Raw genomic sequence first — 13503 nt, 5'->3', positions numbered from 1 at the left:
GCCAAGTAGACTAAAAATATCGAGAGGGATGAGCTTTGCGGCTCAACCCTCTCTTTGTTTTCGTTGGTATAGAGTTAGTAGAAGTAAAAGTTGTAGTTCCCAATTATTGGTAAAATCATCTTTTCGCCGCAAATGTACGCAATAGTTGCTAATATTTATCGATTAATGTCTAATATTTAACATCTTTTTACCATTTTGTGCCCTATTATTTTGTCGGCTGCCAAAAAATGTTGTATCTTTGCACCCATCTAATTAATCTTTTTGCAATTAAAACTATAGGTATGAAAACTTTTAAAACATGGATTACCGCCGCAGTGCTTTTGGGCGGATTGCTGTTAACAGCTTGTACAAACGATGATAACCCCAGCAGCAGCTCGGCCGGCAGCGTCGAGGAGCAGCTACGAAAGATGACCCTTCGCGAAAAAGTTGGTCAGATGTTCTACGTGCGCCCCGAGGCCCTCGACACCACGATACACTGGAGCAGTTTCGAAGAACTTTCGCCCTACAAACTGCAGCAGATTAACGATTGCATGGCAGGTGTGGTTAAGAACTATCCCATAGGTGGCATGATACTCTATGCCTGGAACATCGAAGACGAAAACCAGCTCTCTGCTTTCATCTCGCAGATACGTGCTCTCAATGGTAGTCCGCTACTGTGTATCGACGAGGAGGGCGGTCGCGTGTCGCGCCTGGCCAACCATCCCAACTTCAATCTGCCCAAATATGCGTCGATGGAGTCGATTGGCGAAACCGGCGATCCTGCCAATGCTTACGAGTGCGCTAACACCATCGGCACCTATCTTACCCGTTATGGTTTCGATATCGATTTTGCCCCAGTGGCCGATGTCAACACCAATCCCGACAATGTTGTGATTGGTCAGCGTGCCTTCAGTAGCGATCCCGCTGTGGCAGCACCCATGGTAACCAGCTATCTGCAGGGTCTGAAAGATGCTGGCATTACAGGTTGTATCAAGCATTTCCCCGGACATGGCGACACCACCGCCGACACCCATTACGGCTATGCCAAATCGATGAAAACCTGGGCAGAGATGATGGATTGCGAGATGGTAACCTTCCGTGCCGGTATCGCCTGGGGCTGTCAGCTGATTATGACTGCCCATATTGCAACCCCCAACGTTACCGGTACTGATGAGCCCGCCACCATGTCGTCCGTCATCCTTAAGGATAAGCTGCGCGGCGAGTTAGGCTATCGTAACATCATCGTTACCGATGCCATCAGCATGGGCGCCATCACCAAGCAGTACACCAATGCCGAGGCCGCTGTGGGCTGTATCAAGGCCGGTGCAGATATCGTGCTCGATCCCCGCAATCTGGTCGAGGCCTTCGATGCCGTGATAGCCGCCGTTAACGATGGCACCCTCAGCGAGGCCCGCATCAACCAGAGCGTCCGCCGCATCCTAACCCTCAAGCAGCAAATCCGCAACCGTACTAAGTAACTTTGGAAATCACATAAAACGAGAAAGAGGAATGAGCATCGCTGCTGATTCCTCTTTATGTTTTTTACAAACCACCAAAATATTTATTATCAAAATTTTGCTGGTTGCGAAAAAAAGTGCTACTTTTGTGGCCGAATTAAACTGAACAGAAAAATTGCAATAAAAAACTATGCTCGAATATACATATAATTATAAGTTGCATATTGCGTTTCAAAAACTGATGGAGGATTATCGCGTGGATGCCTGGAGTGGAATATATAAATTATTCAGCTCTTATAGAGATGTGTTGCCTTGGATATACCGCGATAAGCGTCGTTATAAATTTGAAAACGTTGGTATCAGTTGCCCGGCAGATGTGAGCGATTTTCTACATCAGTTCGGAAAAAAATATAAAGCGTATATCAGCCAACATGCTGTAGATTTTGAAGCCCAATCCGAAAAGGAACTCATCGAAACTGTTAGTATTTTGTTTAGGAATGAGCTCGAAAAGCAACAGCTGTACGACGCTGACGTAATCGATGCACTGCGTGCCATTTACCCAGATTACACCTTGTTTGCACGCGACTTGCTGTACTATCCTTATCAAGTGTGTAATATTATATTTGTATATAACGAGAAATACGCATTAGCCTGTTTGGATATGATATTAAACATCTGTTCAAAGATTAAGGAAACTTTAAAGGATCGTGCCTTATTTCATGGGAATTACGATGATTTTGTTGATGCCGTAAAATGGCTTTCTTATTATCGGAATAATAATAATGTGCGTTTGGTTCATTTTGCCAATATCACCCCCGATAAGGATTCTTTGCTGAGACATGCGTTCGAGGAAACACTGTCTCGATATGATAACAAAACCCAAAGTGTGATTGTAAAAGGTGAGATTGATTATCTTGAGTTCATGTGTTTTCTAAAGAACGAAAATGAATTATTCCGTTTGCCTCGTGTGGGAATAGAGCGTTTTCAGCAATTAAAAAAGTTGTTGGCCGATTTCGAACCTATATATCATAAGATACTCTTTGATAATACAGATAACGTACGTTACAATCTCTGCAAGTACCAGTTCCACTTTCTTAGTAACGATGATGTCGAATTTGTTAGTCAGTTCTACGACAAACATCATCATTATCCTATGTTCTACATCTTGTGTAGGTATTTTAATACCACTACCAATAATAATGCCAAGATTTTTGCATCGTACTGTGGCTTGGGTGATGAGGCTACGCTGGCAGCAGCTCGCAGTAAGTTATCAAGAGAGAGAATTCGACAAATTATTGGAATTAAATCGTTTGCCGACCAGGATTATAAAAACGTGATGAATCCCCAATGGTGGCAGCCGTATAACCTGTCGTTTACTGGTGTGCTAACCCCCAGAATGTCGCAGTTTAAAAATATTTCCCGCCGTGAGCATTTGTCTATCTCGTTTAATACCTATGCCTGCTTGGCTAACCTATTTCAGGATTCGCGAGTATTGCATTTTACAACCCGATATACTGATATAGGTATAGGCAAAATCTCTGCATATATCAATGGGAACCAGCCATTCCATACTTGTATTTACGATGCTAAGTATTTAAACTATAAATTCTTTTCGGCTTTTGAAGATTTCGATATCATGGTACGCAAGTTCCGTAAAAATACCGATAAGATATCATTACGCCCCTTTGTAAGCAATCCCAAATATTGGAGGGAGGGTAAAGTGATTAGTGCCGATAGTGTTGAGCATTTTTTGTATGTGTTCGAGTGTATCATCAAGGATTTCTGGGGTCTCTGTGTCCAGGATCATTATGTGCAGTTGCCTGCCAACCGCATTGATTACGCGGAGATATTCTATAACATTATCAAGGATAACGGTAAGGGAATGTTTGTTAAAGATATCTTTGCCCGCTATAAACAGCTTTATCCCCGAAGTAAATATAAAACCCCTTTACAAATCAAACCCTATCTGTTCAAGGATGAAAGGTTGATAAATATCGGTAAAACAACCATCTACTCGCTGGTCGAGTGGGGCGTTTTTCCTGGTTCATTGTTCGACTTGGTTATAGATGTGGTGGCCCAGTCCGATAGTCCTGTCCGCGTGCGCGATTTGATTAACCAGGTACTCGAGCGCCGCCCCTCATCCACTAAACGTAGTGTAGAAAATGTAATCTATCTTTGTGTAAAAGATGGACGTCTGGTTAGAGTTGGTAAGGCATTGATTGATATTCCTAATAGATAGCAATCGCACCAAATAACTTTGGAAATCACCCTAAATTCCGCGTCACAATCTGATGTAAAAGGAGGTTAAAAAACAAAAAGCACTCGGTCATTCGACATAAAATGACTACCTTTGTAGCCAAATCGTGTGAGACATGGAGTGGATAAACAATCTGCTTTTTAATCCATCGGCTATGCAGACCGTAGTGGTACTGTCGCTGATTTGTGCCTTGGGGCTTGCCTTGGGCAAGATTCGGGTCATGGGTATAAGCCTTGGCGTGGCATTCGTATTTTTTGTTGGTATCCTAGCAGGTCATTTCGGTTTTGAAGTAGATTCCAGGATGCTTGACTATGCCCAAAGTTTCGGTTTGATTCTGTTTGTCTATTGTCTCGGCCTGAGCGTGGGTCCCGGTTTCTTCGGTTCGCTGGCCCACGAGGGTGTTACACTCAACCTGTGGGGGCTGGCCGTCATTCTCATCGGCACGGCGATGGCAGTCTGTCTCTGTCCGCTTACAGGCATCAGTATGCCTGACATGGCGGGACTGCTCTGTGGAGCTACCACCAATACACCTGCACTAGGTGCTGCCCAGCAGACACTGTCACAGCTGGGCATCCCCCACAGTGGGACGGCCCTCGGTTGTGCCGTCACCTATCCGTTGGGTGTGGTAGGTGTCATCCTCGCCATCCTGTTTATGCGCAAATTTTTCGTACGCCCTGCCGACCTGATGCCCAGAAGTATCAGTGAAGAGAACGAGACCTACATTGCCCGGTTCAACGTGGTTAATCCCGCCATCGTTGGCAAGAGTCTGGAAGAGATTGCGACGATGACTCACTTGCGGTTTATCATCTCGCGTATCTGGCGCGGTGACGAAGTCATCGTGCCCAAGTCGACAACCCAACTACAGTTGGACGACCGCCTAATGGTAGTCACCAAAAAGGAAGATGCCTCAATGCTCGAAATCCTAATAGGCCTGCATGTGGAAGAGCCGGAAGACTGGAACAGCGAGAAGGTGGACTGGAATGCACTCGATAACAAGATGGAGAGCCGCGTGGTAGTGCTCACCAAACCGATACTCAACGGCAGGCGACTTGGCAGTCTGAAGATACGCCACACTTACCGTGTCAACATTAGCCGTATCACACGTGGTGACATCAAGTTGCTGGCCACGCCAGACCTGCGGTTGCAGTATGGTGACCGTCTTCACATCGTGGGTGACCCCAAGTCCGTCGATGCCGTTGAGGCTTTCTTCGGCAACAGCGTTCAGAGCCTAAACGAGCCCAACCTGGCCGCTATTTTCATTGGCATCATCCTCGGTCTTGCCCTGGGCAGTCTCCCGCTCCAGTTGCCTGGCATGAGCATTCCGGTCAGGCTGGGCATCGCAGGAGGCCCCATCGTGGTAGGTATCATCGTGGGAGCTTTTGGGCCGCGGTTTCACCTCATCACCTACACTACCCGCAGTGCCTCGCTGATGCTCCGTAAGTTGGGGCTCTCGCTCTATCTGGCCTCTCTTGGTCTGGATAGTGGCGCACAGTTTTTCGAGACGGTCATAAGACCAGAAGGTATCCTCTGGATTTGCATAGGCTTTGCACTCACTGTTGTGCCTGTGCTATTGGTGGGCATGGCTGCCCTGCGGAGCCACAAGTTCGACTACGGCACCATCTGCGGCATCCTTAGCGGAAGTATGGCCAATCCGATGGCTTTGGCATATGTCAACGACACCATTGAGGGCAACAGTCCTTCCGTCAGTTATGCCACGGTCTATCCTTTGGGCATGTTCGCCAGAGTTATTCTCGTGCAGATGTTACTTATGATTGCGGGCGGCTGAATTAAAAGATAGACTCTTCGGTCTCAGAGGTCAGCAGTTCCAGTGCCTTCATGCCCATGACGGAGCTTCCGTGTATAATGTTCGAAACCTAACGACAGAGATAAAAAGATATTTCGAGATGTCATCAGATGCTTCTGAGGTTTTGATATTTACGGGAAGAAAAACAATATCTTTGGGAAGAGCTGGAAACAAAAATCACAGTGGAGCGGTTGGTTAAAACCGTAGAGTGGGATTATCCTAAGTTTCATTTAACTATGCATTGCTTCTGGTGTAGTGTAGTGAGTGGAGCCCTGACGCTTAAAGAGCACGAGGCAGCCCGCTGGCTAACTATAGATCAACTTGATTGTGTAGATTGGTTACCAGCCGATTTGGTGGTAGTTGAGGACATCAAAAAAGGGGAATGAGCAGTCGCTGCTGATTCCTCTCACTATGATTATATAAATTATGAAAAACTAATTTGGCAGCAAAAGTACACGGATTTTTGCAAACCACCAAAAATAATCGTTGTTTTGTTTTGCAGGATGCGAAATTTGTTGTACTTTTGCAGTGCAATCGTTCCGTCTGTGCTTGTGTAAAAAGCAGCACACAGCGGTTCTGGAGTGAACAGGGCTGATACGGCGCGGTGCATATTTTGCTGATTATAAGATACATATCTTATGACTAAGGTTTAAAGTTCAAAATGTCGACCAAACATTGAAGCAAGCCTTGGGAGTAAGGTGTGCCGTTATGGCATACCCTTCCCAATTGTTTTCGCTTCTGGGTCTTCTTGGTCGACTACCCGAACTTTGGAACACGAGGGAATCGGGTATGCTTTTTTATGTTTTGGCGAATAACTAAGAAACAAGAGTAATAATTTCATAAAGTCGACCAACAATATGAGGAATAATATTAGAAATGTAATATAGGCTTTCGAGTCTTGAACATCCTTGATTAGGCTGAAGAAGCAGAATTAGGACCTCGGCAAACGCATCAGTCAGACAAGGCAATGGATGTTCGCGCTCTCAAAATAGGGCGTGGACTGTAGGATTGTTGTCTGATGTGGGTAGTCCTAAACCTTGCTTCATTCAATCGTTCATCTCCACGCCCTTCTCTTCCAAGCGAAGAGGAGGGCATTTTTCGTTTCTCAATGAATAACAAACAAAAAACGAATAAAGGTATGAATCCAAACGAAGAACAATTTGATGATTTCAAAGTTCAAGAAACAGCGCCTTATGTTAACGAAGCTATTGGTAGGGTTTTTGAGAAAGAGCTGACAGAAGTTGAGCAATTTAAAGAGGATCTTGATGACCAACTTTTGATGGCTGATAATCCTAAGGATGAGCTGACAGAAATGGTTATTGGTTATATACAAGGAGCAGGTGATGTAAATCAAGTAAACATCTGTTCATATCGTGCAAAGAACGGTGTGGGTATTGACGCTTGGGGGTTCAACGGTGATGAGGACTTGACAACAGTCGATCTGTTCCTTACGCTTTATGTTGATCCAGATGAAAATATAAAGATATCGGCTAACGAACTTGATCGACGCTTCAACTGGTTGAACCGTTTTTATGACCAGTCAAAAGCTGGAACTATCTATTCCAAAATAAGTGAAGATAAGAGCGACCTTTATCAAGTTGCCCAACTTATTAACGAAACATCCGATATTGACCGTATTCGTTTGTTCTTGCTGACAAATGCAATTATGCCATCCAGTTATGACAAACCAAGTACGGAGTTGGAGTCTGGTACCAGTTGTGAGTTCTATGTATGGGATGCAAAGCGTATTATGCAACAGGATCATATTATTTCTGGCAAAAGTCCAATTATAGTAGATTTCGAAGGTGACTATAATTGTACGCTACCTTGTATTAAAATGCCGGATGTTTCTGATAAGGTGTCATGTTACCTCTGTATTATTCCTGGCATTATATTGCAGTCGGTGTATCATAAATACCATCAGCAGATACTTGAAATGAATGTTCGAACTTTCTTACAGTTCAAGGGTGCATCGAACAAAGGCATTCGTGACACTTTAATTGGTCATAAAGCGACAGCAAGGGAAAAGTTGAAAGGCATTGAGGATTCTGATCCGGAACCCGATATGTTTTTTGCCTATAATAACGGCATTTCCGCAACAGCGTCAGAAATAAAGTTGAATGAAGATGGTAATGCCATTACTCGTATAAAATCATGGCAGATTGTTAATGGTGGTCAGACCACAGCTGCCATTCATGCAGTGATGAGCATGAAAGATGTAGATGTTACCGAGCTGACCAAGGTTTATGTCGCCATGAAAATATCTGTAGTAAAAGATAAAGACGAATTGCCTGTAGTTGTTCCAAGAATATCGCGATTTGCTAATACGCAGTCAGCGGTCAAGAAGTCAGACTTCAATATCAACGAACAATTCCTTGTTGAACTTGAACAGCGTTCTCGTGAGGAGTGGGTTATGGACGTTACAGGTAAGCCTGTTTCAAAATGGTTCTTTGAGCGTACCCGTGGCCAATATCTCGACAAAGCAAAACGAGGTGGTACGAAGGCTGAAAAGGAGTTTTATGCCGAATATCCAAAGACACAGATGTTTGATAAGACGATGTTATCGAAATTTATGATGGCATGGGATCAAAATCCTGCAAGTGTTTGTAAGGGTGGAGAAAACAATTATGGTGTATTCTTTAATCGTATGAAACAGCAAGGCGTACGTTTTGATGCTACCCGATACCATAGAACCATAGCAAAAGCTATACTGTTTAAAGCTGTTGATGCATTATATGGTAAAGATGGTTTAGCATTACCTGGTTATAAATCAAATATGGTAGCATATACTGTATCATTGTTGTCCTATCTGTCAGGTAAAGCGTTGAATTTGGATACCATTTGGAAGGAGCAATGTGTTATTACACCATCAGTCTATAATGAATTGACCATCGACATCTATAGTGTTTATGCAAAATTGTTAGTTGGTGCCGAGCATGTTACTTATAAAGTAAAAGAGAGCTATACCACGACTGAAGGTAAACGAAGAAATAAATATGTTCCCAAGAGTATCCCCGATGAAGACATAAAACTTATAAAAGAAACGATGCTCTTTAAAGTTCTTCAGTATGTTAAGAAGATTGAACCTATTGTTTATAGTCACATCTTCAATATCAACGAAGGAGAAAATGTTAATGAATGGACCAAGAAAACCCAGTGTTGGGATTCTCTTAAGATCAAGGCTTCAAATCAGGGGGATGTTAATATCCCACAAAACTTGTGTTCAGCCACTGGTGATATGGATGTTGAGGTAACAGAAGGTCAACAAAAGTTTATCAATGAAGCGGCCGAGATTGATTCTGAAATATGGTTCAGCATAAATAATTGGTCTAAAGAAAACCCAGGAGAACTCACTCCTAAGGAACAAGCATTCGTTGGTCAGGTTGCTTGGAATATGAAACGCAACAAGCCATTGTCGTATAAGCAGTCAAAGTGGGCATTAGATATATTTGAAAAAGCTAAGGACGCAGGTTGGACCGGAAATGAATGAAAAACTGATACTCGAGTCATATTTGGACCAAGAGGTTGAAATTGTCAAGCCCTTTGATGGTCCTACTATTCGCTTCTCACATATAGAGGCGAATGATGATGGCTTGCGACCGTATCAGTCGGAAATGAAGCACCAAGTCTATAGCCTGTGGGATCGCATTAATAATGTTATGCTACAAATGCCTACAGGAACAGGAAAGACTGTTGTTTTCACTTCCATTGTTCGTGACATCCGCAAATGGTGTCAGTGCAATAGTAAAGAGTCGAAAATCCTGATAATAGCCCACAGAAAAGAATTGATTGAGCAGGCCAGCAATAAGTTGAGAAACTTGCCGCATGGAATCATTCAAAGCGGAAAGCCACAGCAGTTGTTACTTCCTGTTCAGGTTGCTTCTATTCAAACATTCATGAGTCGCAGAAACTATGAAACCATGCGTCTTCAACGCTTTGATTTCATAATTATTGATGAAGCTCATCACTCTATGGCTCCTGGATATCAGAAGTTGTGGGATATGTTCCCAAATAGTAAGAAACTCGGAGTAACTGCCACGCCGTGGCGAATGAGCCATTCTGGGTTTACATCTTTGTTTGGTGACATTGTACTTTCACGAAGTATAGAGTGGTTCGTAAACAACGGCTACCTCTCAAATTACGATTATATCTCTATTGCTCGCAATTCTGAGATACAACATAAGATTAACTCGATTGATCGATATGGTGCTGATGGCGACTACTTGGAGGCAGAATTGAGCAATTTGTTTGATAAAGATAAAATACGTGCGGAACTCTACAAGAGCTATAAGCAATATGCCAAAGGCAAGAAAGGAATCATTTATGCTATCGATCGTAAACATGCAGCAAACATTGCAGAACTATATTCTGTAAATGGAGTAAAAGCATGCATGATTGATGGTACTACACCAGCTAATGAGCGTCAAGAATTAATTGAATCATTCAAGGCTGGTGTTATTGAGGTGATTGTCAATGTAAACATCTTCTCTGAAGGATTTGATTGTCCTGACATCGAATTTATACAGTTGGCGCGCCCTACAAAATCGTTGGCTTTATATTTACAGCAAGTTGGTCGTGCTTTGCGCATATCACCAAATAAAACTAGCTCTATCATCCTTGATAATGTGGGGCTTTACAACCGTTTTGGAACTCCTATGGCAAATCGCCGATGGCATTATCACTTTGTAGGACACGATGAGGGCGAAGGATTCAATGATGGTTCTGGTATTACTCGCGATATCGTTTTCGACCCACAGGAACGTATACCTGATTATAGCGAAGGCAACGAGGCTATGGTGTTGGTAGAGCATACTAATGGTGGAAAGCAGATACGAACAGAAGAGGCAAATAATGCTGTAGCGCTAGGAGAGTATAATATTTTCCGTAAAAATGGCCTTTATGGAATATGCGACCATAAAAACCGAACTTTAGTTCCTCCTGTATACGAGGATATGCATCCTTATTACAGTGGGTATATTCCTTTTAAGCAGAATGGAAAATGGGGCATTATGCTGAAAAATGGAACCATTAAAGTAAAACCGAAGTACTTTTATATAGGTCCATTCATAGAAGGAATTGCAGAAGTACAAAATAGGGAAAACGACCCCATATATCATATTAACGATAAATTAGAAAGAATTGAATAAGAATATACAGGAAACACCTTTAGATTTAGAAGGTTTAAATTGGTCTTTACGGCACTTTTCTTTGCCAAATAAGACGATTCGTCTGGCCACAACATTTAGTGGAATAGGCGCTATTGAGTATGCTTTTAAACGTTTAGGAATAAAGCATAAAATTGTATTTGCTGGCGATATTAATGATAATTGCAAAACGTCATATCTTGCAAATTACGATATTTCTCCAGAAGTATGGCATAGTGATATTCATCAATTGGATGCAAAACCATTTAGGAATAAAGTGGATTTGCTGGTTGGTGGAGCTCCTTGCCAGGCATTTTCAATTGTAGGTAATAGAAAAGGATTTGATGATACAAGAGGAACTCTATTTAGAGAATTTGCCCGCATTATAAGAGAATGTAATCCAAAAGTCTTCATTTTTGAAAACGTCCAAGGGCTTTATAATCACGACAATGGCCAAACTTGGGAGGTTATTAGAAATACATTTAAAGATTATTGTGGGTATCATATTTTCTTCAGGAGATTAAATAGTAAAAATTACGGTATTCCTCAGCATCGAGAAAGATTATATTGTGTTGGTTTTAGAAAACAAACAAAGTTTCTTTTTCCTGCTCCTATAGAATGCCCATATGTCATGTATGATTTTATGGAAGATTATCGTGGTGGAGATTATTATGTGAAGGAATATGATTGTAAAGTTCTTACACCAAATAAGGAACGTCGTGAAATGTTGGCAAAGGGCATTGTTCTGCCAGATTATAACGAATTCGTATTTAGGTGCTCAGATGTAGAAGACAAACACTATTTGTCCCAATCTGTGGCAGACTATGTATTGGCAGGTGGGTCTAAAGGATTTAGAACATCTACAAAAACAGACCTCAAAATAGCAAGGCCTTTGCTTCAGACTATGCACAAAATGCATAGGGCTGGGGTAGACAACTATGTTTCCTATAATAAAAGCAAAGGTATTAACGGTTTGAGAAGACTCACTCCGAAAGAATGCCTTCGTCTAATGGGATTTACAGATGATTTTCACGAAGTGGTATCGAATACATCTTTATATATGCAGGCAGGGAACAGTATCGTTGTTGATGTTTTGATTGCTTTGCTTAAACAGATGGATATAACGAAATACGGAATAGATGAGAAATAAGTACGAATTAATTCAAAATACGCCATATAATATTGATATGGAGAATGATTGGAGGGAGATGGAATTCTCTAATCCATCAAAAGTTCTTCATATTGGCACCTCCTTCAGTGGTATTGGTGCCATTGAACAGGCGCTCAAGCAATTAGGATTGAATTTTAAAATAGAATTTGCAGGTGACATAGATAATGATTGCAAAAAGGCATACTTCGCCAATTATTCTATAAAAGAGGAACAGTGGCACTCTGATGTTCATGACTTTGATGCCTCAAAGTATAAGGGGAAAATTGACTTGTTTGTAGGGGGAGCACCATGCCAGGCATTCTCGCTTAGAGGTAAACATGGAGGCTTTGAGGATACAAGAGGAACTTTGTTCAGAGAGTTCGCGCGTATCGTAAAGGAATGTCAGCCCAAAGTTTTTATCTTTGAAAATGTTAAGGGGATGTTGAGTCATGATAGAGGAAGAACATGGCGCGTAATAAAAAAGACTTTTGAAGATTATTGTGGATATAATGTATATTACCAAGTTCTCAATGGTAAAGATTATGGTATTCCTCAAAGTAGAGAACGAATTTTCTGTATTGGTTTTAGGGAAGAAACTGGTTTTAAATATCCAGCGCCCATACCTCTAGAGAAGACGATTTATGACTTTATGCAAAAAACGTTTGATGTCAAATATCTTTTGAAACAGAAGGGAGTTAATTTCATAACAAGGAGTATTAATTTTCAGAAGAGTTATACTCAGATAAATGGTGATATAATGCTGTGCCAGAAGCGAAACCAACAATTCAATTGGCATGGTGATTTTGTTTATCACCCAAAGTTAAAGACAGATACTTCTACACCCGGGACAGACGTTTTTTTGCATAAAGTATCTGATTATGAAGAAAGCTATTATACGCAAAAACACCCGGAAAAATATGCACTTGTTTACGATGCCGACGAGAAGGCTTGTATGAGGAAGGTGTCAATTAATGATGTTGATGTTAATTATGGTCGATTCAGAAAATTTACTCCGCGAGAATGTCTAAGGCTCATGGGGTTTGATGATTCTTTCAATATAGTTGTTTCTGATACAGAAACCTATAAACAAGCAGGTAATAGTATTATTGTGAATGTGCTTATTGCTATTCTCAAAGAAATGGATATTACGAAATATGCAGAATAACAACTTCCGATATATAAATGACTGGGCCGTTATTAGGCTTGCAGACAGCTTTGTAAAAATAAACAAGGCTGGCACAGGTAATGGTGAGGCCGCTTTATATCTCGGTAGTAAATATGATCCCGACATATTTAGATTTTTTGAGCGCGAGGATTTTGATGCTCATTGTATTATGCTAAGAGAAGATGTTTTAGATTATCTACAGCAGGTAAAAATAGAATATGCCCAAAATTGTCGGTTCTACAGAAACGAAGTAAGTTTAAGAACTTGGAATAAAAACTATGAGGAAGTAAGTTCTCTTCCAGAAGAGCTCTTCTTTGATTTAACCCGAAAAAGGCAATTTGACAAACATGGGAGAGTATATGCTCAAGAACTAACATATAGACGGGCAAAATCCTATTCTCTTGCAACTGAGCACAAAGCATATGTGTATGATTTAATAAGAAGGATTTCAATTCCTGAAGTCTCATTCCTTATGTTGACGAAAATTGAAGATGAAGATCCTGTTGGATTTCATGCAAAACTATATTATGATCCAAATTTTGAATAG

Annotated in this window: 8 protein-coding genes; all 8 read left to right on the top strand. The window is 41.6% G+C overall.

All coding sequences use genetic code 11. The features are described from left to right. Window positions 1-281: 281 nt before the first annotated feature. Window positions 282-1457 carry a glycoside hydrolase family 3 protein gene (locus T500_RS0108870; protein ID WP_028907822.1) on the top strand — a complete coding sequence of 392 codons (1176 nt, stop codon included), beginning with the start codon at window positions 282-284 and terminating at the stop codon, window positions 1455-1457. A gap of 169 nt (window positions 1458-1626) precedes the next feature. Next, window positions 1627-3675: a hypothetical protein gene (locus T500_RS0108865; protein WP_028907821.1), complete on the top strand. Its 2049-nt coding sequence runs from the start codon at window positions 1627-1629 to the stop codon at window positions 3673-3675. Window positions 3676-3808: 133 nt separating this feature from the next. Continuing rightward, the gene (locus tag T500_RS0108860) at window positions 3809-5479 is read left to right on the top strand and encodes a putative transporter (RefSeq protein ID WP_028907820.1); all 1671 of its coding nucleotides are present in this window, start codon (window positions 3809-3811) and stop codon (window positions 5477-5479) included. A 1036-nt stretch (window positions 5480-6515) separates the two neighbouring features. Then, window positions 6516-8987: an AIPR family protein gene (locus tag T500_RS16425; RefSeq protein WP_080694843.1), complete on the top strand. Its 2472-nt coding sequence runs from the start codon at window positions 6516-6518 to the stop codon at window positions 8985-8987. Continuing rightward, window positions 8980-10644, top strand: coding sequence for a DEAD/DEAH box helicase family protein (locus tag T500_RS15625; protein ID WP_051611976.1), 1665 nt, complete (start codon window positions 8980-8982; stop codon window positions 10642-10644). Before T500_RS16425 ends, T500_RS15625 begins: the two co-directional genes overlap by 8 nt. Continuing rightward, the gene (locus T500_RS0108840; protein WP_028907818.1) at window positions 10637-11791 is read left to right on the top strand and encodes a DNA cytosine methyltransferase; all 1155 of its coding nucleotides are present in this window, start codon (window positions 10637-10639) and stop codon (window positions 11789-11791) included. The genes T500_RS15625 and T500_RS0108840 overlap by 8 nt, the downstream gene beginning before the upstream one ends. Continuing rightward, a complete protein-coding gene (locus T500_RS0108835; protein WP_028907817.1) occupies window positions 11781-12956 on the top strand; it encodes a DNA cytosine methyltransferase in 1176 nt (391 codons plus the stop codon). The genes T500_RS0108840 and T500_RS0108835 overlap by 11 nt, the downstream gene beginning before the upstream one ends. After that, the gene (locus tag T500_RS0108830; protein ID WP_028907816.1) at window positions 12946-13503 is read left to right on the top strand and encodes a hypothetical protein; all 558 of its coding nucleotides are present in this window, start codon (window positions 12946-12948) and stop codon (window positions 13501-13503) included. Before T500_RS0108835 ends, T500_RS0108830 begins: the two co-directional genes overlap by 11 nt.

Origin of the sequence: Xylanibacter ruminicola Ga6B6 (assembly GCF_000687715.1) — a bacterium.
In the GTDB taxonomy this organism is placed as follows: domain Bacteria; phylum Bacteroidota; class Bacteroidia; order Bacteroidales; family Bacteroidaceae; genus Prevotella; species Prevotella ruminicola_B.
Note: the sequence above shows the minus strand (reverse complement) of the source record. Positions and strands in the feature narration are given on the sequence as shown.